Here is a 21,161-nt window from a genome sequence, read left to right on the forward strand (position 1 = left end):
CGGGAGGGTCCGCACGGCCCAGGTGCGCGTCAATCTGCGCCGCGCCGCCGTGCGCCCGCGAGCGTGCAGAAAAGGACCAGCGCAAGGAGGGGCACCAGCCAGGCGATCCGCGCCTGATACCGGTCCACCGGGGCCGACAGCCCGCCGAAGATCGCGGCATTGCCGAGATAGCCGGCCGCCAGTGCGACGATCATGCCCCGTTGAGATCGATCGAGCCGCCCGGAGAGCAGTACCACCAGAAGCAGCGCCGCGCCGATCAAGACGGATGCCGAAACGACCGGGTCCGCCTGGCGAAGAAGAAAACGCCCCAGGGTCTCCGGCTCCGCCTGGGTCCAGGCCCAGCCTTCTGTCATCCCGTCCGTCACCGCGATGTTGCCGGTCCCGACCATCACCGTCTGCCTTGCCAGATTGCCCAACAGCGACGCCGTCTGTTCGACCGGATAGGCGAGGAATGCCCGCATCAGGATCTCTGCCTCCTCCGCGCGGATCCCGTTCATCTGTTCGGGCGTCAGGGAACTCACACCGCCCTCGTCCCACAGGAAGGCGCGGATGTCGGTGGGCACGTCCTTTCCGAAGGCCCTGCAGAAGGTCAGGTCCGCCTCGGGACAGACATCTTCGAGGTACCATTGCGCCGGGCCGTCCTGGATCGAGCGTGCCAGCAGGATCGGCAGGCGGCGCGGCGTGACGCTGGCCTCTTCCAGAACTGCCGCGCTCGCCCCCAGGTTGGCCAGCGGCGCGGCGAGCACCGGCACCAGTGCCACGGCGACCGTCGTCGCCCGCAGCCCGCCGGCCAGCAGGCGCCAGCACAGGGCCGCCCCTATCGCGACGACCGACAGCGGCATATAGCCATAGTGGGTCGAGACCGCGAAGGCCGCCAGTCCGGTCGCGACGGCGATCTGTCGCCACCCGAGCGCCTGGAAACGTCCGGCAACGAGCATGGCGTAGATCACCACGACCGCCGCGAACCCGTCCGGCATCAGATAGACCGTGTACCAGGGCCAGGCGGTCAGCAGGGCCAGCACAGCGAACCCGGCGGCGAGCAGGACGGGCCGGGCCAGAGCTTCCCGCCCGATCAGGGCAAAGACCATCAGGAGGATCACCACGCCCTGAAGCCAGGCAATGGCGAGCGGTCCGCCGGCGGCCTGGGCCAGATAGGCGGCGGCGGAGTACGTGAAAGACCGCCCCACGACGGGCGAACCGCGATCGTTCACGGTCAGGCCAGTGGGTGTGTTGCCGCCGCCTTCGCCTTCTCCTTCGCCGGGCGATGCGGGAGCGTCAGCGAACACCTCCCCAACGATGTCGCGCAGAACCTCCCATATGACAGCCCCGCCGCGGACGTAGCTGCTCGTGTCCGGGAAAACGAACAGCTGCCCGGTGAGCAGCATCGGCCAGCACAGAACCAGCGACAGGACCGCCGCCAGCGCCAATCCGCGCCAGCCGAAAAGCGGCGCATCCGTGGGGGTGGGTGGCACGGGTATCTCCTTGGCTTTCGGCCCGACAGGGGAGCGGAGCGCATTGGTGCGCACTCTGGCATCGGTTCGCGGCGCCGACAAGGTGAGCCTCGTGTCCGGCGAGAGCGGCCCGAGGTCCGTTTCTGCCCCGGCGGAAGGCATGTCGCGGGCTTCGCATGCGATCGCGAATTGTCGTCGCGCCCCGCCGCCCTAACTTGTGTCCGGAACAATGACTACGTCGGACAAAAAAATAGTAACGGATCAGGTTGGCCGACCTTCTCTGGCGGACCCTCCGTGGAGCATTTGCATGAAACCTTCCCCCCAGAAAACTGCGCTAGTTCTCGGTGGCGGCCCGGCCGGACTGACGGCCGCTCATGCCCTGCAGAAGCTTTCCACACCCGATCGCGCGGTGCGGCCCGTGGTTTTCGAAGCCGATCACATCGTGGGCGGCATCAGCCGCACGGAAAGCAAGAATGGCTACAGGTTCGATATCGGCGGGCACCGTTTCTTCACAAAGGAAGCCGAAGTCCAGGCGATGTGGGAAGACATCCTTGGCGACGATTTCCTGACCCGTCCGCGTCAAAGCCGCATCTATTATCGGGGCCGGTTCTATTCCTATCCGCTGAAGCTCTTCAACGCGCTCAACAATATCGGCGTCTACGAGGCCGTGCGGATCATGCTCAGCTACGGCAAATGGCAGGTCTTTCCCTCGAAAAATGAAGACAGCTTCGAGCAATGGGTGATCAACCGGTTCGGCGGGCGGCTGTACATGCATTTCTTCCGGTCCTACACCGAAAAGGTCTGGGGTATCTCGCCCAAGAGCATCCGTGCCGACTGGGCCGCGCAACGCATAAAGAACCTGTCGCTGTCAAAGGCTGTGTGGAACGCCATATCCGGCGCCAACGATACCGCGAGCCTGATCGAGGAATTCAAGTATCCGCGGCTCGGCCCCGGCATGATGTGGGAGAAGACCGCCGCGCGCGTGGAACAGGACGGCGGCACGGTCCACCTGGACACCACGGTCGGCCGGATCCTCCGCGACGGCAACCGCGTCACCGGCGTCGAAGTGACGACGGAGGGTGAAACCCGCCACGAGACGGCGGACCACGTCATCAGCTCTCTGGCGCTCGATACCATGGTGGCCGCCTTCGATCCACCGCCCCCTCCGCACGTGATCGAGGCGGCGAACAAGCTGCGGTACCGCGACTTCCTGATCGTGACGCTGGTGCTCGATCACCCGGATCCATTTCCCGACAACTGGATCTACGTGCACGCGCCCGAGGTCCGGGTAGGCCGCATCCAGAACTTCAGGGCCTGGTCCCCGGAGATGCTTTCCGACCGAACGACCGCATCGATCGGCATGGAATTTTTCTGCAACCGCGGTGACGACCTGTGGGAGATGAGCGACGCCGATCTGGCGGCGCTCGCCGCCGGTGAACTCGAACAGCTGGGCCTGGCCGACGCCAGCACCGTGATCGACTCCTTCATAATCCGCCAGCCGAAGGCCTATCCGGTCTACGACCAGCACTACAAGGATGCGGTCGATACCATTGCCGACTGGATCCGAACGCTGGAAAATTTCGAGACCGTCGGGCGCAACGGCATGCACCGCTACAACAACCAGGATCATTCCATGCTGTCGGCAATGAAGGCGGCCGAAAACGTTTTTGGCGCGGGCCACGACCTTTGGGACGTGAATACCGAACGCTCCTACCACGAGGATTTCATGCGCCCGGACACGAAGAAGATCAATCGGACGGGTGCCGCGACCGAGGCGAAAGAGCGCGAACTTTGGGAATCTGCATGAGGCGTTCGAGCCAGGCGATCGCGTATCCCGCCCCGGCGCAGCAGAAATGCACCCAAAGGACCAACGGAGCCTGAAGCGCAGCCTTTCCCCCGAGGCGACGCCGCACGAGGCACAGAAAGCCGCGGTTCTGCATCGCGAGCGCAGCGAGGCCCGCCAGGGCGATCGCGCCGCCAGCCATCGGCATCAGGGGCAGCATGATCACCCCGAGACCGGCACCCCCGGAGAGCACGACCGAGACCTTGCCGTCCCGGTTGGCGCTCAGCACCGTCGCAGCGTCCTTTGCCTCGGGATCGAGCAGCATGCGCGACCAGGGCAAGGCCCGGTAGATCAGATCGGCGCGCGCCATGGACCGTAGCGTCCACCGCTTGAGATGCGCACCCTGCAGATCCGGGTCCAGCCGGACCCGCCGACCGGCACGCGCCAGCGTGACCCCGAGCGCGACATCCTCAAGCAAGTGACCGGGGGGGAAACCTCCACCGGCGACGAAGTCCGCGCGGCGTATGGCTCCGATCCCGCCCCAGAAACTGGTGACGTCGCCGCCGGCCCGCTGGTGCGTGTGATGATGCAGCAGATTGCGGATGCGGCTGAGCGCGCCCGGCGCCGGTGGCGCGTCGTCATAGCTGCCGATCAGCGCGGCATGATCGGGATGCGTCTCGAAAAATCGCTCGATCCGCTCCCGCCCGCCCGCATGCAGCACCACGTCGGCATCGACGAACAGGATCACGGAAGCCTGTCCCGCGGAGACCCCCGAGTTCCGGGCCGCCGCCGCACCCGGCCCGGCGCTCTGGACAACCCGCGCCCCGCGCTGCCGCGCGATCTGCGCCGTCTCGTCCCGGGAGCGATCGTCGGCCACGATGATCGCATGAGGCGCGAACCCCGCCGCTACGACCCCGTCGATGCAAGCGGGGAGCGTGCGCGCTGCGGAATGCGCCGGGATCACCACGTCCATATCCATCACGGCTTGGCCCGACGCTCCGCCCGGCGCTCGGACAGGTAACCCCCGAGTTGCAGGGCCTGTGCCGCACAGATCAACCCGGTGATCGCCGCTGCGCGCGGAGACGGCCGCCGCAGCGGATGAAACAACAGCCCGACGTAGAAATCGCGGGACGCAAGCGACACCTCCGGTCCGCCCCCTGCCGCGAGCTTGGTGTGGAAACGTCGCGCTCCCCGGCCGTAAGACCAGTTCTGCCGCCAGAACCCGCGCAGCCCCATGCGGTGATGATGGTCGACCACCGCATCCGGGACATGCGACATCTCTCCGCCGCCATCGCGCCATCGACGAGAGAAGTCCCGGTCTTCCGATGCGAAGCGGAACTTCGTGTCAAAGCCGCCAGCCGCCTCGAAATCGACGCGCCGGCAGGCAAGGTTGTTCGTGGAGAAGAAGGCGAACGGGCCCGAGAAATCACCGAAAGCCTCGTAGACGTAGCTCTGAATCGACTGTGCCGCGGCGGAGTAGAGATTGCCCGTGACCGCGTTGACCACGCGGCCGCCCACCAGACGCATCGGCACACCGTCCTGCGCGGCCACCATGCGGCGCGCCCAGTCCGGACGAGGATGGCAGTCGTCGTCGGTGAACAGGATCGTATCGGCGCCATCGGCCGCCGCGACGCCCGCATTGCGCGCGGCTGCCGGTCCTGCATTCTTCTGCCGGATGCATTCGATTTCGATCGGGGCCGCTGCACAGACCGGCGCCAGCGGTTCGGGGCTCCCGTCATCGACCACGATCACCCGCCATGGGCCGCCCTCGAGCTTCGCCAGGGTCTCGAGGCATGCTGCCAGCTGTCGTGGACGGTTGTAACTGGGGATGACGATGGCGCCGGTCATGCGGTTTCCGTGGTGCGTGCGCGGTAGAGATCGCGGATCGCGTGGTGAAGGCCATCCGGCAAAAGACTTGTCACGCAAGCCAGGGCAAGCGTGCGCGGATGCGCCTCGCGCAGAAGCCCGGCGGGATCGCCGCGCCAGGCCCTTGCCGTCAGCCGCCGTGCCGTCGCGTAGTCGCCCGATTGATAGGCCAGCGAGGCCCAGTAGATGCGCAGACCCGCGTGTATCCTGCGCAGTTCCGCCGGCGACAGCCGAAGGCCGTCGCGACGCAGCTTGCGGTGGACATGCAGCCAGGCCCGCCGCATCCGTCGCCAGTCGCCGGTGATCTGTCCGGATCTGCGCCGGTAGTCGGACAAAGCATCCGGCACGAGACGGATTGCACCGGGGCGGCGCTTCACGAGACGGGCAAAGAAATCGAGATCGATATGCGCCCGCAGCGTTTCGTCCAAAGGCCCCGCCAGGTCCCACGCTTCTCGGGAGAAGACCGGGGCATGGACCCAGTTGTTGCGCAACAGTTCGCGCAGCTGCAGTGCCTCGGCGCCGGGAGCGGTCTCGGTGCCAGTATGGCGTCCGGTTTCGTCGATGTAGCGGTACATGGCAAAAGACATGATCGCCTCGCCGCCGAGCGCGGCGACAAGCCGCGAGACGAGGGACGGATGGTAAATGTCGTCGCTGTCGAAAAGCGCCAGGATATCCCCTTGTGCCCGTGCCACACCCGCATTGCGCGCCGCCGCAGCCCCTGCATTCTGCTGTTCCAGCACGACCAGCCGGCGACCGGGGCCGACCCAGTCGGCGGCCGCGGCCTGAAGGATGTCCCCCGATCCGTCGGTCGATCCGTCGTTCACGGCGATCAGCTCCAGATCGGGCCAGTCCTGAACGCGAACCGAATCCAGGGCCGCATTCAGGAATGGCGCCGCGTCGTAGATCGGCATGACCACCGAAACCAGCGGGGCGCTATGATTGCCGGCGCCTTTTGCGACGCTACTCTCTTCATGCAACATGGGGCCGATCTTGCGTTTGCCTCTCTCGAAAGGATCAGATGGCTGTCTCGCACGCCATGTCAATCGCGCACACTCTCCGGGTCGGGCTGGTGACCTCCACCTTTCCGGTCGTCTCCGAGTCCTTCGTCTACGAACTGGCCCTTGCACTGCGCGACCACGTCGGAGCCCTCGAGCTTCTGCCACTCCACGGCGCAGGCCCGGATTCGGTCGCCGATCTGGGCCGTCTCGCCGCGACCGAGGCATTGGTCCGGATGCCGCCTCCGCTTGATCGGACGGGCGCCATCCTGCATGGGCTGGCCAATCCATCGAAACTGCGCGTGGATCTCGGCGCCCCGCGCCGCTGGGGCGGCACGTTCCGCCAGATGCGCCTGTTCGAGAACGCTTCGCCCTACGACGTCGTCCATGCCCAGTTCGCGACCCTCGGCCTGGATGTGCTCCGCCAGATCGACATCGGCGCGCTACGTCCGCGCGGACTTGTCGTGCATGTGCGTGGCTACGACATCTCCAAACACGTCCGGTCACACGGACCTCGCGTCTATGACAGCCTTTTTGCGCGTGCCGATCTGTTCATCGCGAATTGCGAGCATTTCCGGCAGGTGGCAATCGGGCTCGGCTGCCCGCCTGACAGGATCGTCGTCGTCGGTTCCCCCTGCGACACCGATTTCTTCACCCCGCCCGCGACACCGCGCCCGCCGTTCGAAGGCCGCCCCCTGCGTCTGGTGGCAGTGGGCCGGCTGGTCGAGAAGAAGGGCTTCGCCGACGCGGTCGAGGCGGTCGGCCTGCTGGCTGCACAGGGGCGCGAGGTCACGCTCGACATCCTGGGGGACGGGCCCGAACGCGACGATCTCGCGGCCCGCGCCGCCCGCGCAGGGGTCGCCGACCGCGTGACATTCCACGGGGCGGCGAGCCGCCCACAGGTTCTCGAGGCGCTCCACCGGGCAGATATCGGCCTTGCCCCCTCGGTCACGGCCAGCACCGGCGACCAGGATGCACCGGTCAACACGCTCAAGGAACAGATGGCCACCGGCATGCCGGTGGTGGCCACTGACCACGGCGGCATTCCCGAACTGGTGATCGACGGCGTAAACGGGCGGCTCGTGCCCGAGCGCGACCCTGCCGCGATAGCGCGCGCGATCGGTGAATTCGCCGACGAACCGGGTCATTGGGAGGAACTCGGCCGGGCCGGTCGCCGAAAGGTTCTGGAAAACTACGCGCCGCGAATTATCCTTGAACGTACGCTCGCTGCCTATGCACGGGCGGTCGGACATGATGCAATCCCAGGCGAAGAGAGCTGACCCATGGCCAGAGCCACCATCGTCGTCACCCAACGCGAACGCTTCGGCATGACGCAGGAGTCGCTCGAAGACCTCCGCGCGCACACACCGGGGGTGCCGATCGTCTATGTGGACGGCAAGTCGCCCGCCAAGACGGCGCACTATCTGAAGGAACGGGCCGACGCAGGCGAGATCACGCTCCTGCGGCGCGAACGGTTCCTGACCCCGAACCAGGCGCGCAACATCGGCGCGGCGGCGGTGGACACGGACTATATCGTTTTCGTCGACAACGATGTGCTTTATACCGAGGGCTGGCTGGACCGGCTGATCGCCTGCGCCGACGAGACACAGGCCGATGTTGTCGCCCCCCTGACCTGCCAGGGCCTGCCCGCCCACACCGAGATCCATCACGCGGGCGGCGACTATGCCGCTGGCGGCGACATGGCCGGCTTCTTCGCGAACGATCCGGAACAGGGCCGCCAGTTCGAAGAGGTGATGCACGGCCACGCCGAGAAGGTCGCCGACTGGCAGGACCGACTTGAGCGCACGGAAACCGGCATGTCCGAATTCCACTGCGCCCTGGTGCGCCGTTCGACCTTCGAGAAGGTCGGCGGCCTAGACGAGAAGATGCTCTCCACCAAGGAACACATCGATTTCTGCATGACGGTGAAGCAGGCCGGCGGGTCGGTCTGGTTCGAACCCTCTTCGGTGATCACCTACGTCTTCCCCTGTCGCGCCCGCCCCATGGAAACGGCAGACTGGCCGTTCTTCGCGCTGCGCTGGTCCAACGCCCATGGGGTACGCAGCCTGGAGCACTTCATCGCGAAGTGGAAGCTGCGCCCTGATCCCGGCTATGTGCAAGGCAAGAAGGGCATCTATGCCATGCGCCGCAACCAGGGCATTCTCGTGCCGCTCTATCGCATGGTGCCGGGGCTGAACCGCTCCGACTGGTTGACGAGGAAGGCCGCGCGCGCCTCGATGTTCCCGGAGCGGCTGATCAACAACGTGCTGGTGGCACTCGATGACCGCCGGTCGAGAAGGATAACCGAATGAGCCTACATCGCCCCCGCGTGCTCTTCGTGCTGCGCGGCTACCCGCAGATTTCCCAAACCTATGTGAAGACCGAGATCGAGGAGGTGGAGAAATTCGCCGATGTCGCGATCGTCTCGAGGAAACCGGCCGACCGGCCGTACAAAGACCACCGGGACTTTACTCAGGTGTCGTCGCTCGACGAGGCCGAACGGGTCGCCCGCAATTTCCAGCCGGACGTCATCCATGCCCACTATCTCAATCAAGTGGAGTTCACGGCCGAGCTCGCCAGGCGTCTTGGCGTGCCCTTCACGATCCGGTCCCATTCCTTCGACGTGGTGGCTCTCTCGCCGGTACCGCTCAAGGAACGACTTCGGCGGCTGGTGCGGGGCAAGGACAATTCCGTCCGCAAGGCAGAGGGCATTCGCAGCGCTCTGCCTCTGTTGTCGCGCGACGACTGCCTCGGGGTGCTGGCCTTTCCGTACGCCAGACCCTTGCTCGAAGAGGCCGGCGTTCCGGCCGGGAAGATCGTCGATTGCTTTCCCTGCGTAAAGGTCGAGGCGTTTCACGACCGGTCCCCCAACGGACGGGGCGTGATGAACACCGGGGCCGCGATTCCGAAAAAGAAGATGGGCGATTTCCTGAAGTTGTCGAAGCTTGTTCCCGAGACACGCTTCACGCTCTATCCGCTGGGATACAAACAGGACGACATCCGGCGGGACGCCGAGCGCATGGACGCCCCTGTCGCGTTCCACGACATGGTCGAGCCGGGCGAGATGCCCGCCCAGTACAAGCGCCATGACTGGCTCGTCTACACCGGAGACTTCCGCCTGAAGACAGTCGGCTGGCCGATGGCCGTTGCCGAAGCCCAGGCATCGGGCTGCGGTGTCTGCATGCCCAACCTGCGCCCGGATCTGCGCGAATATGTCGGGGACGCAGCCATCCTTTACGACGACATCCGCGAGGTGGTGCCGATCGTTTCCCAGCCGCCGTCCGATGAGATGCGCGAAGCGGGATTCCGCCATGCGATGAAGTCCGACATCCGCACCCATCTGCACAGGCTTACCGACCTCTGGCCATTCGAGATCGAAACGCAGTCTGCGCGCCATGTCGCGGAATAGATGGCTCGTCCCACGCTCACACTGGCGATCACCAGCTATAACAGACCGGACAGGCTCGCCAGCGCCCTGCGCAGCGTGGTGCGCCAGCGGGCGATCGACAAGGTGATCGTTGTGGACGATTGTTCCGACCCCCCTCTCCGCCTGAGGCATGTGCCCGCCGACGTGCGCCTCATCCTGCACGAATCCAATCGCGGTGTGTCAGCGGCACGCAATTCCGCAATAGAGGCCGCGCGAACAAGCCACATTGCCTTTCTCGATGACGATGACAAGCTTCTGCCTTGGGCGGCATTGGCTTGGAAACGGTGGCTGTCCGATGCTGCCGATCCCGATACGATCGTCGCGGGGAGCCTGCTGGTCGGGCCGCCGGGACGCCTCCCCCGGGCGCGACGCACTCCGCCAACGACAGGGCGTGGCGTGATCTGGGGGCTCGATGCGAAGCCCGCGGGCCGGAGCTTCGCCACGAAACAGGCTGCGGCCCTGCCTGTGGCTCTTCTCCGTCGGGTCGGAGGCTTCGACACGGCCCTTCGGTCCCGGGTCACCAGCGAACTGTTCTTCCGGCTGACCGCCGAGGCCCCCGTCGTGGGCCATCGCCTGCCTGTCTATTGGCTCAACCGCGGAGAGCACCGCAGGATCACCACTGACCCCGAAAGGCGCGAGCAGAGCGTGGATTACATCCGCCGCAAGCATGGTCGGCTCTTCGACAACCCTGCACGCAGGGACGCTTTCGAAAGCAACCACGCTGAAATGACAGCGCGTATCAGCGGCGAAGCCAAGACGTCGCGCTGACCAAATCGGCCCGGCCCCTCATGCGCCACGCACACGCCGCACGGCGTTGCGCAACTCATCGACGATCGGATGACGCAGAAGGCCCACCCCCGCCAGCCAGCCGGCCGTCGCCAAGAATAGGGACAGGGCCAGTGTCGCGGCCGAAGACAGATCGGCAAGGAAATGCAATGCCACGGGACCCACGAGTGCGGCCAAGCTTGCCCCTGCCGCACGCCAGGCGATCAGGGCGTATCCTCCATCGGGACCACCGGTGATCCGGTGCAGGTGTCGTGTCGTGCCAATGGCCTTCAGCCAATTCCCCGCGACGTAGGCGAACGCGAAAGCCTCCAGTGACACCAGCGCGCCGGCCAGGGCGAGTGGCACGCGGATCGCCTCACGCGTGACCTCGATGCGCAAAAACGCGTCAGCTTCGCCCAGGGCGATGAACAGGTTCTGGCTCATCTTGGTGGCCGGCAACGCGATCCCCATCAACGCCAGGATGCGCACGATCGGCACCGCCTCGTCCCAGCCGGCGCCAAGCAGCACCGCCACGAGATCCTCGGCAAGGAGCGCGATCAGGGCGAAGGACGGCCAGCACAGGACGGACAGGTAGTCGAGCTTGGCGCGGTAGAGCTGTCGCGGCTCCGCACCCTTGCGCAGCGCGCCGCTGAAAGCCGGCAGGACCACCGGCTTGATCCCGTCCAGCAGCGCCTTGTCGAGTATCCTGTGAATAGTTTGCGCGCGATCGAATATACCGAGACCCGCCGCCCCTTGAAAAGCCGACAGCCCGCCGATCATTGCCAGTTTCGAGAGCTGCGGCAGGTTCTCCATCAACGTCATCCGTTGCCCCCAGACACGCAGCCGGCCCCAGGCCGCGACGCCGGCGCGCAAGCGCGGACGAGCTTGCAGCGCAGGGTCGGCGCACAGGATCAGAAGCAGCGCCACGGCGACCCGAGACGCGAGGATGCCACCCGCCAGCGCTGCCGCACCGAACCCCGCATACGCCAGGCCGATGCCGACCGCCGCGTCGACGGTCACGCCCAGCACCGACCCGACCGAAATCAGCCCGAAGCGCAACTCCCGCTGCAACCGCGCCTCGGGACCCAGCGCGAACGGCTCGACCAGAAGGGCCAACGACACCGGCACCAGCGCCGCCGCCAGCGGGGCCGGGATCAGCCGCCCCCCCATGGTCGCGGCCGTCGCAAGCCCCAGCCCGCACAGGACGGCCCCGATGAGAAGCGACAGGCCCGCGGCAGCGGCGATCTCGTCCGCGCTGTGATCGTCCCCCCGGCTGATGATCTTCGGACGCAGGCCGAAGGATACGACGACTTGCGCCAGCCCGTAGATCGCCAGGGCCACTGCGAAATGACCGAAAGCCTCAGGCGGCAGAAGCCGGCTGAGCACGGCGAAACCGACCGCCATGACCGCAACGGAAACGGCGCGCGCGGCGATGGTATGCGCGAAGGCGACGCGGAGGCTCATGCAGTTCCCTGCCCAGAGGTTAGCCGAGGATCATGACCTCTCTAACTGGACCTGCCCCCCTGCCACGGCAAGCTAAAATCCGTATATCGGCCAACCGTCGGGTCCGGGACATTCGTCGGACCCGATCGAATGCACTGCGATGCGGCGTGGGATCTCGGCTCTACGAGGGCTGAATTCTCCGGCGTCCCGTCGGATGCCTTCCGGAACCCAGGCCATGGGACTGACTTCAGATTCATTGGCCCCTGCGGCGAACAAATCTGCCGCAGCCGGATCGGGAGAACGCTTTCGCGGGGTCAAGTGGCGGAGAGGAAGGGATTCGAACCCTCGAGACGGTTTCCCGCCTACACACTTTCCAGGCGTGCGCCTTCGACCACTCGGCCACCTCTCCGAGGCCGCTCTTACACAATGCATAACCGGGGGTTCAACCGGAATGTGCGCCGCCGGGGCGCAGGACGACAAAAATCTGTCAAAACCCTCTCCGGAACATCCGGTCGCACAAGAGACGTGGGAGACCACGGACGAGCCGCCGCACCATCTGAAAGCGACGGGCTTGGCAAGCTGGCGCGACCTTGGGCACGGGCCGGTCCCTTCAGGGCCTTGCCCCCCCCGCACGAAAAGACCCGCCCCATCCGGGGCGGGTCGAAAGTCGCGTCAGGCGCGATCCTTACCGGATCACGCGCACGATGTTGCGATCGGCATCCACGACCACCGGATTGCCGTTCAGGTAGACGTAGCGATAGTCGCTGTCCGGCACCGCGGTAAGTTCGACCTGCTGCGGGATGCCGGCGCCGACGACGACTTCACCGTCGACATAGACCGGATCGACCGGATTGGCGGTCACGTAGGTCATCGTCTCTTCCGGAACGGACTCGGCACCCGCGATGGCGCCGACAGCCGCTGCGCCGGCCACCGCTGCGGGGCCGCCAACGGCCGACATGGCCAGAGCGCCGGCTCCAAGCCCGCCGATGGCCGCCGCGCGTTCGCGGTCGTCTTCGTTCACATCGACGGTCTCGACATCAAGCCGGTTGAAGTTCTGGTAGACCACGGTCGGTTCGCTTTCCAGCGAGGCGGTCAGGTAGGGGCTGTAGGCCCAGCCGACCGTCCCGTCGTAATCCACCTTGCACCATGCGCCGCCTTCGACGCACTGCTGCACGCTGACCATGGCCTCTCCGGGGATGACGTCGAGGATCTCGCCCCGCGGATCCGGCAGATCGCGCAGGTTCAGGTCCGTCGTCGCCGTCGCGTCCGTCAGGGCGAGAGCGCTGGTCGCGGTCAGCGCCGCAGCGGCGCTCAGTCCGGCAATCTTGGTATACATGATTACGTTCCTCCTTCTTTCCTGGCGCCCGAAGGCGCCGCATCGACGGAAGACCCGCCGATATCCGGAGGGCGAAACACGCGCACCGCCGCACATGTTCCGACGCCTTCGCCGGGCGCCGGCAAGGATTCGCTGTCAAAACGCCTTTTCGTGAACGGGGCGGCCGGGAAGACCCGTTTCCGAGGTCTCCGAAGCCCGGGACCGGCCACGCCGCTACCGGTCGCCCTCGCCCTCGCCGTCATGACCCGGCAGATCGTCCGGGTGCAGCTGTGCCGCACCGGCCGCGGGGTCCTGTGGGTCACCTGCCCCGGGCCCCGCGGGCGCGAGAGGGCCCGGCGGCGCTGAGCGGAGGGTCTCGGGGTTGCGCAGCCAGATATCGCGCTGTGCGAAGGGAATTTCGATCCCCTCGTCCCTGAAACGTTCGGTGATCTGGTGGTTCATCTCGGTCTGCACAACCAGGATCGCGTTGATGTCCCGAAGGATGGCCCGGACCTCGAAATCCAGGCTGTCCGCACCGAACCCCTTGAAATAGACGTATGGCGGCGGGTTGAGCAGGACCATCGGCTGGGCCTCGGCGACCTCCTGAAGGATTTTCTCGACCCTGCGGGTATCCGTGCCATAGGCCACCCCGACGGGCACGATCAGCCGCCCCACCAGGTTGCCCCGGGTCCAGTTGGTCACCGTCCCCGAGATCAGATCGGCATTGGGCACGATCACGTCGGTCCGGTCGAAGGTCTCGATCCGCGTCGACCGGACCGAGATGTCACGGACAAAGCCCATCTGCCCCCCCACCTCGATCCAGTCACCCGTCGCCACCGGGCGCTCGATCAGCAGAATGATGCCGGAGACGAAGTTCGACACGATGTTCTGAAGCCCGAAGCCGATGCCGACCGAAAGCGCCCCCGCGACATAGGCCAGCGCCGACAGATCAAGCCCGGCGCTGGTGATCGCGATCAGCGCCGCGGCGAAGATGCCGACATATCCGATCCCCGAAGCCACGGCGTTCTGTCCGCCCATGTCGAGCTGCGTCTTGGGCAGCACCGATGACCGCAGCGCGCTCTGCAGCAGGCGGGTCGCGGCGTAGCCGATGATGAAGACCACGACGAAGGTCAGGAAATCAGTCGGACTGATCCGCGTCTCGCCGACGGTGAACCCGGCCAGGAACCGATTCCAGAGCTCGGTCAGATCCGTCACCCGGGCGCCCCAGATCAGCGCGAAGAGAGGGATCGAGACGATGGCAAGGGCGAACCCGGCCAGCACCGGCGTCAGCGCTTCGCGCACCCCCTCGCGGTTGCGCGAGAACAGGATGTAGACCTCGTCGACCAGCCGCTGCAGCACGACGATCAGCGACAGGAGCATCAGGCTCGAGATCGTCGGATAGACCAGCGCTTCGCCGGCGTTGAAATACCCGATGGCGGCGAGGACGGGGCCGAGGACCGCGATCCCCATCGTGATCCGGGACAGCAGCGAGACAAGCCGCTGCCGGAACTCCGGCTCCGAAGAGCCCTCGGTCTCGGGCGGCGCGCGCCGCAGCAAAAGCTGGCCGAGGCGCAGCAGCGCCAGCCCCGCCACCACCAGCAGGGGAAAGGTCAGGACGTTGAAGATCTCGGGCGACCAGCCGACGAAATCCTGGATGCGCCGGATCGGCAAGGCCAGGAACAGCACGAGCCCGAGGATCGAGGCGTGAAACCGCCCCTCGGTCCGCTGCGCCGAATCCAGCGACAGCAGCGGCTCATGCGTTTCGGTGCGGGGAAACAGCCGGCCGCCCAGCCAGCGCGCCGCGAAGAACTGGAACCCGGCGGCCGGGAGGGTCGCCATCAGAAGATCCCCACGATCCCCCAGCATCTCCGTCGAGATCCCCGCCACCGCCAGCAGCAGAAGACCCAGCACAGGCAGCAGGATCTGCCCGAGCGAGATGACGAATCCCGTCAGCCACCGCTCGGCCGTCCTGCCCTGGTCCTGCAGCCGGGCGACCAGCCGTTCCACCCAGTCCCGACCGCGCAGCGTGAGGATCAGCGCCAGGGTCAGCAGCAGCACCGTCTTGGGCAGGTTCTGTCGGAAATCCGCGATACGCGCGGGATTGTTCCAGTTCGCGCTGATGTCCTGCGCCGTGTGCCGGAAGAATTCGACCAGCGCCTCGACCGCACGGGGCCAGATCACCGGATTCAGCGGCGTCGGACCGATCCGGAGCAGCCGGTCGGCCTGTCGCTCGCGCAGGATCCGGTCGATCTGGGCGATCAGCGCATCGGCCCGGCTGAAAGCCACCTCGGCCCGCTGTACCGGCGCCCGCAATTCATTGAGCCGGGTATTCAGGATCTCGCGCTGTTCGGCGGTTTCGGCCGGCTCCTCGCCCTCTTCCGGCTTGGGTCCGAGCGCCTCGATCTGGGCCTGCACGGCGTCGATCGCCGCCTCGTTGCGGGTCCGCGCCTCCTGGAAGACCTGTCGCCAGTCGGTAAGCTCCTGCCGCAGCGACTCGAAGACATCCTCCGAGACTTCGCGGCTTTCGATCGCCTCTTCCGCGCGGGTGGCCACGGCGTCCCAGGCGGCGAAATCCGGACCGTCCTGCGCCAGCGCCCCAGCCGCAAACGCCACCAGCAGAGTGGCCGCCAGCAGAACCCGGGCCGCGATCTGGCGCAGGAGCGCGGTCACTCGGTGAACACGCCGGGGATGGAGCGCGGCGCCTCGGTCAGCCAGTCGGGCACGGGAAGACCCTTCTCCTTCAGGAAATCCGGGTTGAACAGTTTCGACTGATAGCGGGTCCCGTAGTCGCAGAGCACGGTGACGATGGTATGGCCCGGGCCCATCTCGCGCGCCATCCGGACGGCGCCCGCGATGTTGATGCCCGAGGACCCGCCCACGCAGAGCCCCTCTTCGGCCAGCAGGTCGAAGACATAGGGCAGCGCCTCGTCATCGGGGATCTGGTAGAGCATGTCGGGTCGGAACCCTTCGAGGTTCTTCGTGATTCGCCCCTGCCCGATACCTTCGGTGATCGACCCGCCCTCGGGCCTGGATTCACCGTCCTTGTAGAGCGAATAGACGCCCGAGCCCATGGGATCGGCCAGCGCCATCTTCACGCCCTTGGGCTGAAGCGCCATGCCCACGCCGGCCAGCGTGCCGCCGGAGCCGACCGCGGCGACAAAGCCGTCGACCTTGCCGCCGGTCTGTTCCCAGACCTCGGGGCCGGTCGATTCGATATGCGCCTGCCGGTTCGCGACATTGTCGAACTGATTGGCCCAGATGGCGCCATGCTGTTCGGTCTTGGCCAGTTCCGCCGCCAGCCGTTCGGAATAGCGCACGTAGTTGTTGGGATTCTTGTAGGGCACCGCCGGCACCTGAACGAGTTCCGCGCCCGCCAGGCGGATCATTTCCTTCTTTTCCTGGCTCTGCGTCTCGGGAATGACGATCACCGTCCTGAACCCCATCGACGCGCCGACGAGGGCCAGCCCGATCCCGGTGTTGCCCGCCGTCCCCTCGACGATGGTGCCGCCGGGTTCCAGCAGCCCCTTCTCGATCGCGTCCTGGATGATCCACAGCGCGGCGCGGTCCTTGACCGACTGGCCGGGATTGAGGAATTCGGCCTTGCCGAGGATGGTGCAGCCCGTGGCCTCACTCACCTTGCGCAGTTTGATCATCGGGGTGTTGCCGACCGCATGGGCCAGATCCTGCGCGACAAGCATAGCCGTTTCCTTTCACATCTCGCCCGCAAGATCTAACGGGCCGCACGGGCCAACTCAAGCCGAGCGGCGCAATCCGGACCGTTCGCGCAGAAGCCACGTCAGGGCGAGGACAAGAGGCATGTTATCGGCTTCGCCGCGAAACAAAAGATCCTCGGCCTGCGGCCATTCCAGAACATGAGTCCGGATGTCCTCGTTCTCTCCGGCTTCCCCGAAATGGCCGGCGATGCCGTCCGGCAGGTCGCAGAGGCCGAGATAGATGTGAAAATACTCGGTCGAATAGCCGGGCGTGGGATAGCCTGCCCCGATCGGGCGCAGGTCGTGCAGGGTCAGACCGGCTTCTTCTTCCGCTTCCCGGCGCGCGGCCTCTTCGGGGGTTTCGCCCGCATCGACACGCCCCGCCACCGGCTCGAGCATCCAGGGATAGGCGGCGCCGCGCCGCCAGGGCCCCATCCGGAACTGTTCCACCAGAAGAATACGATCGCGCACAGGATCGTAGGGCAGGACGATGCTGGCCTCGGCCGCGACGAAGACCTCGCGCGAGATTTCGTCGGACACCCCGCCGCCGAAGCGCGGATGCCGCAGGCGGACGGTCTCGGCGACGAAATAGCCGGCGTGATCCACCGATCGCCCGGCCACCTCGACCCGGTCCGACGGGCAGTCCCACCCGACCTGCGGCCGCGGGGCCTGCATGGCCGCCACCCGGCTCTGCGCCCGCGCCTCGATCTGCGGCCGGCGAAAACGCAGCGCCTCGCCGGAATAGCTGCCCCTGTACCGCATGATCTCCCGCGCCGCGTGGCAGGCGCGCGCTCCCGCCCGGGCGGCCCAGTCCTCCAGCGACCAGTCGCCCGCCGGCGTTCCGGCCTCTTCGTGCACGGGCCGGAACACCTGCGCCCGTTGCCGGCCGCGGTCGGTCAGCACGTCCACGACGCGGGGGGCGTAACCGAAGGCGTCCTCGTAGTGGACCAAGCGGTCCAGTTCATCCTGCGACAGCTCGACCAACGATCCCTCGGCCACGCCCTGCGCCTCTGCCACGAGCACCGGATAGACCTGCCCCGCCACCGCCGCGACGCGCCATCCCGGAAGGCTGGCGGGTTGCTGGCGCGGAGCCCCGCCCGACACGATCTCGAGAAGCGGCTGATGCCGCAGCGTGCCGAACAGGAAGACGCTCAGCGACCCGGCCACTGCTGCCCCGCGGAATGAGAGAGGATGCCCGAGATTGCCCCGCCCGCCACGAGCCAGGTCAGGATGGTGGTTTCCAGCAACACCTGACCATAGCGCACAGCGACCGGGTAGATGCCGTAGATCACCTTCATCGGGTCATGGAACCGGCGTTCCATGCCGATCTGGAAGGACTCGAGCGTGGCATTCGCCAGAAGCACCCAGAAGACCGTCATGGCCATCGCGGTCAGCCCGACGCCGATGGCGTTCAGCATTCCCAGCCGTCCGCGGTCGGCCCTGCGTCCGAGGATCGTCCAGCCGCAGAGCGCGGCGACGATGACCGTGAAGATGACGAAGTTTCCGAAATCGGGGATCTCGTCGGCCAGGGCCTGCTTCACGAGGCCGCTGACCACCCAGGCCACGAAGGCGATACAGACGGCGGCGACGATCCGGGCGGCCGTAGGCATGCGCGATTCTCCTTCTCAGGCGCCGCCCCGGTGCTCGACTCCGGGATCAGGCAGGTCGCGTTATGGTTATTTGCGTGACGTCACAGTTACCGCCCTCGAACGCCGCCGCGCAAGAGGTCAGATAGAAATTCCACATCCGCTTGAACCGGTCGTCGAAACCCATGTCCGCGATCCGGTCCCACTTGTCGTTGAACGTGTCGTGCCAGCGGCGCAGCGTCTGGCTGTAGCTGGGGCCGAACTCGATCGACCGCTTGACCGTCAGCCCGGCCCTCTCGATCTCGCTGCGCAGGACGGTCGGGCTGGGCAGCATGCCGCCGGGGAAGATGTACTTCTGGATGAAATCCACCCCCCTGCGGTAGGTCTCCCACCTCTTGTCCTGCAGCGTGATGATCTGCAGCGTGGCGCAGCGGCCCGGGCGCAGCCGGTCGCGCACCGATCCGAAGTATACCGGCCAATAGCGTTCGCCGACCGCCTCGAACATCTCGATGCTGGCGACGCCGTCATAGGTGCCACGCTCGTCCCGGTAATCCTGAAGCTTCAGATCAACTTGCCCCGAAAGGCCGGCATTATCAATGCGCTGCCGGGCATAGTTCAGCTGCTCCTTGCTGATCGTCAATCCGGTCACGCGCAAGCCGCGCTCCTTCGCGGCATATTCGGCGAACCCGCCCCAGCCGCATCCGATCTCGAGCACGTGGTCGCCCGGCTGAACGCCCATCTGATCGACCATCGACTTGTACTTGGCCGTCTGTGCCGCCTCGAGGCTTTCCTGTCCCGTCCGGAAGAGCGCCGAGGAATAGGTCATCGTATCGTCCAGCCAGAGCCGGTAGAAGTCGTTGCCCAGATCGTAGTGGTAGGAGATGTTCTTGCGCGCCTGCTTGCGGGTGTTGGAATTCATCCAGTGGCGCAGGCGTTCATAGGCCCGGACGAAGGACATGCCGGGAAACCCGTCGTAGAGTTCGTCGTTGCCCGCGTGCAGCAGGTCGAGAAAGGCCTGCAGGTCCGGCGAACTCCACCATCCCTCGAGATAGGCGTCGCAGAATCCCAGGTCGCCTTCGCGCACGAGCCGAGAGAAGGTCTCGGGGTTGTGCACATGCAGTTCCGCCACCGGCCCGGGGCGCGCGCCCTCGGCCCGGAAGACCCGGCCGTCGGGCATCCGGAAATCCAGCCGTCCGACCGGCATCCGCGCCGCCACGTCGAACACGCTTGGGAAATACCGCGGCAGCCCCTTTTCGCCTTTCGTATCCGTCCTGATCATGCCGAAACTCCCGTTTTCAGAAGAAATTTTACCCAGTCAGACGTTTCGGGCAAGTCATTTGATTAACGCTTTGTTAACTCAAGGGGTCCGCCCCCCCGCTCAATCGCCCTTGATGTCTTCATAGGCGGCCAGCGCCCGGCGCCGCCCCTCTTTCAGATCGACGACGGGCTCCGGGTAGTCATCCTCCGGCGACAGGCCCCAGCTTTCGGGAATCGCATCGAAATAGCTCAGCGCCGTGTCCGAGGGGCTACGGCTGCATTCCGCCAGCCAGCGCGCGACGTACCGGCCGTCGCGGTCGAACTTCTCGAGCTGCGTATCCGGGTTGAACACCCGGAAATACGGCGACGCATCGGGCCCGCACCCGGCAACCCATTGCCAGCCCATCGAATTCGAGGCGGGATCCCAGTCGATCAGGCAGTCTTGGAACCATTTCTGACCGATCCGCCAATGCACCAGCATATGCTTGGTCAGATACGAGGCCACGACCATCCGCGACCGGTTGTGCATCCGGCCCGTCACGTACATCTCGCGCATTGCCGCATCGACGAACCGCACGCCGGTGCGCCCCTGCTTCCACCGCCGGACGGCCTCGCTGTCCTCTTCCGACCAGCAGAAGGCCTCCCACCCCTCGCGCCAGTTCTCGTCGAGAAGGCGGGGCGTGTGATACATCAGGTGATAGGCGAATTCGCGCCAGACCACCTCCTTGCGGAAATGCTCGGCCCCCGATTTGCCCTCCGCCTCGCCCCGCAGCGCGGCATGCCAGAGCTGACGCGGCGAGATCTCGCCCAGCGTCAGGTACTGGGACATATCCGAGGTCGCATCCTCGGCGGGCATGTCCCGCCGTTCCTTGTAGTCCTCCAGCCGCTGCGCCGAGAAGGCCCCCAGACGGGACTGCGCCGCGCCCTCGCCCGGCGTGCAGTGCCGCGCGACGATGGCGGCCCCGCGATTCATCCCCGCCCCGAGGTGCCAGTCCTCCAGCGCCTCGCTGTCGGGCCATTTGGATGGCGCGGACAGGTCGGGCGCCCTGAGGGGCCGGTCCACCTCGCGATCCTTCACCGCACGCCAGTAGGGCGAATAGACCTGATACATCTTGCCCTGCTGGGTCTCGACCTCCCAGGGCTCAAAGATCAGGTGGCCGGGAAAGCTGCAGGCCTCGGTCCCGCGGTCGGCAAGCGCCGCCTTGACCCGGCTGTCGCGCTCGATCGCGTCGGGGTCGTAGGCGCGCGTCCAGTAGACGGCCGTGGCTCCGGTCTCGTCGATCAGGCGCTCCAGAACCTCGCGCGCGGGGCCGCGCCGCAGGATCAGCCGCGCCCCCCTCTCCGCCAGCGCATCGCGGAACACGGCCAGCCCCTCGCCCAGCCGCCATTTCGGGGCCGCGCCCAGCCCCGCCACGCTGTCGTCATGGATGAAGACGGGAATGACCGGTCCACGCGCCGCCGCCTGCGTCAGCGCCGGATGGTCGCTCAGCCGCAGGTCGCGGCGGAACCAGAGGAGTGTCGGAAAGGTCTCGCGTGGCATGAGCGGATTACGCAGGTGAC

Annotated in this window: 17 protein-coding genes and 1 tRNA gene; 5 read left to right on the top strand and 13 right to left on the bottom strand. The window is 66.4% G+C overall.

Annotation, left to right across the window (positions count from 1 at the left end; all coding sequences use genetic code 11):
• Positions 1 to 29: 29 nt before the first annotated feature.
• Positions 30 to 1,472: a hypothetical protein gene (locus OB2597_RS08035; RefSeq protein WP_009805044.1), complete on the bottom strand. Its 1,443-nt coding sequence runs from the start codon at positions 1,470 to 1,472 to the stop codon at positions 30 to 32.
• Between the two features lie 286 nt (positions 1,473 to 1,758).
• On the opposite strand from OB2597_RS08035, the gene OB2597_RS08040 reads away from it, so the two are divergent.
• Positions 1,759 to 3,258 carry an NAD(P)/FAD-dependent oxidoreductase gene (locus OB2597_RS08040; RefSeq protein WP_040609213.1) on the top strand — a complete coding sequence of 500 codons (1,500 nt, stop codon included), beginning with the start codon at positions 1,759 to 1,761 and terminating at the stop codon, positions 3,256 to 3,258.
• Here OB2597_RS08040 and OB2597_RS20905 read toward each other — a convergent pair.
• Genes OB2597_RS20905 through OB2597_RS20910 form a run of 3 tightly spaced genes read right to left on the bottom strand, consistent with a single transcriptional unit; the run spans position 3,200 to position 6,080 of the window.
• Positions 3,200 to 4,213, bottom strand: coding sequence for a glycosyltransferase (locus tag OB2597_RS20905; RefSeq protein ID WP_050759223.1), 1,014 nt, complete (start codon positions 4,211 to 4,213; stop codon positions 3,200 to 3,202). The genes OB2597_RS08040 and OB2597_RS20905 overlap by 59 nt on opposite strands.
• Positions 4,213 to 5,082, bottom strand: coding sequence for a glycosyltransferase family 2 protein (locus OB2597_RS08050; RefSeq protein ID WP_009805047.1), 870 nt, complete (start codon positions 5,080 to 5,082; stop codon positions 4,213 to 4,215). Before OB2597_RS08050 ends, OB2597_RS20905 begins: the two co-directional genes overlap by 1 nt.
• Positions 5,079 to 6,080: a glycosyltransferase family 2 protein gene (locus OB2597_RS20910; protein WP_009805048.1), complete on the bottom strand. Its 1,002-nt coding sequence runs from the start codon at positions 6,078 to 6,080 to the stop codon at positions 5,079 to 5,081. The genes OB2597_RS08050 and OB2597_RS20910 overlap by 4 nt, the downstream gene beginning before the upstream one ends.
• 38 nt (positions 6,081 to 6,118) lie before the next feature.
• Here OB2597_RS20910 and OB2597_RS08060 point away from each other — a divergent pair, with 38 nt between their 5' ends.
• Genes OB2597_RS08060 through OB2597_RS08075 form a run of 4 tightly spaced genes read left to right on the top strand, consistent with a single transcriptional unit; the run spans position 6,119 to position 10,290 of the window.
• Positions 6,119 to 7,375, top strand: a complete 1,257-nt coding sequence (locus OB2597_RS08060) for a glycosyltransferase (protein WP_009805049.1) — start codon at positions 6,119 to 6,121, stop codon at positions 7,373 to 7,375.
• A gap of 3 nt (positions 7,376 to 7,378) precedes the next feature.
• Positions 7,379 to 8,407 carry a glycosyltransferase family 2 protein gene (locus tag OB2597_RS08065; RefSeq protein ID WP_009805050.1) on the top strand — a complete coding sequence of 343 codons (1,029 nt, stop codon included), beginning with the start codon at positions 7,379 to 7,381 and terminating at the stop codon, positions 8,405 to 8,407.
• Positions 8,408 to 8,424: 17 nt separating this feature from the next.
• Entirely contained in the window at positions 8,425 to 9,504 is a 1,080-nt protein-coding gene (locus OB2597_RS08070; RefSeq protein WP_202944577.1) for a glycosyltransferase, read from the top strand.
• Positions 9,505 to 10,290 (top strand): glycosyltransferase family 2 protein, encoded by a 786-nt coding sequence (locus OB2597_RS08075; RefSeq protein WP_009805052.1) that lies wholly within the window; start codon positions 9,505 to 9,507, stop codon positions 10,288 to 10,290.
• 18 nt (positions 10,291 to 10,308) lie between these two features.
• Here OB2597_RS08075 and OB2597_RS08080 read toward each other — a convergent pair whose 3' ends face one another.
• The 9 genes from OB2597_RS08080 to OB2597_RS08120 all read right to left on the bottom strand — a co-directional run bounded on the left by OB2597_RS08080 (position 10,309) and on the right by OB2597_RS08120 (position 21,141).
• Positions 10,309 to 11,751, bottom strand: coding sequence for an oligosaccharide flippase family protein (locus OB2597_RS08080; protein ID WP_009805053.1), 1,443 nt, complete (start codon positions 11,749 to 11,751; stop codon positions 10,309 to 10,311).
• A gap of 298 nt (positions 11,752 to 12,049) precedes the next feature.
• Positions 12,050 to 12,139 (bottom strand) — tRNA-Ser (locus OB2597_RS08085).
• A 276-nt stretch (positions 12,140 to 12,415) separates the two neighbouring features.
• Positions 12,416 to 13,066 (bottom strand): DUF1236 domain-containing protein, encoded by a 651-nt coding sequence (locus OB2597_RS08090; protein WP_009805054.1) that lies wholly within the window; start codon positions 13,064 to 13,066, stop codon positions 12,416 to 12,418.
• Positions 13,067 to 13,279: 213 nt separating this feature from the next.
• Positions 13,280 to 15,715 (bottom strand): DUF3772 domain-containing protein, encoded by a 2,436-nt coding sequence (locus tag OB2597_RS08095; protein ID WP_009805055.1) that lies wholly within the window; start codon positions 15,713 to 15,715, stop codon positions 13,280 to 13,282.
• Positions 15,712 to 16,743 carry a cysteine synthase A gene (locus tag OB2597_RS08100; protein ID WP_009805056.1) on the bottom strand — a complete coding sequence of 344 codons (1,032 nt, stop codon included), beginning with the start codon at positions 16,741 to 16,743 and terminating at the stop codon, positions 15,712 to 15,714. Before OB2597_RS08100 ends, OB2597_RS08095 begins: the two co-directional genes overlap by 4 nt.
• A 54-nt stretch (positions 16,744 to 16,797) precedes the next feature.
• Positions 16,798 to 17,925, bottom strand: coding sequence for an NUDIX domain-containing protein (locus tag OB2597_RS08105; RefSeq protein WP_009805057.1), 1,128 nt, complete (start codon positions 17,923 to 17,925; stop codon positions 16,798 to 16,800).
• Positions 17,910 to 18,368, bottom strand: a complete 459-nt coding sequence (locus OB2597_RS08110; RefSeq protein WP_009805058.1) for a TrgA family protein — start codon at positions 18,366 to 18,368, stop codon at positions 17,910 to 17,912. Before OB2597_RS08110 ends, OB2597_RS08105 begins: the two co-directional genes overlap by 16 nt.
• Positions 18,369 to 18,414: 46 nt before the next feature.
• Positions 18,415 to 19,623, bottom strand: a complete 1,209-nt coding sequence (locus OB2597_RS08115; protein WP_009805059.1) for an SAM-dependent methyltransferase — start codon at positions 19,621 to 19,623, stop codon at positions 18,415 to 18,417.
• A gap of 99 nt (positions 19,624 to 19,722) precedes the next feature.
• The gene (locus OB2597_RS08120; protein ID WP_009805060.1) at positions 19,723 to 21,141 is read right to left on the bottom strand and encodes a cryptochrome/photolyase family protein; all 1,419 of its coding nucleotides are present in this window, start codon (positions 21,139 to 21,141) and stop codon (positions 19,723 to 19,725) included.
• Positions 21,142 to 21,161: the final 20 nt, after the last annotated feature.

The organism is Pseudooceanicola batsensis HTCC2597 (genome assembly GCF_000152725.1).
Taxonomy (GTDB): Bacteria; Pseudomonadota; Alphaproteobacteria; order Rhodobacterales; family Rhodobacteraceae; genus Pseudooceanicola; species Pseudooceanicola batsensis.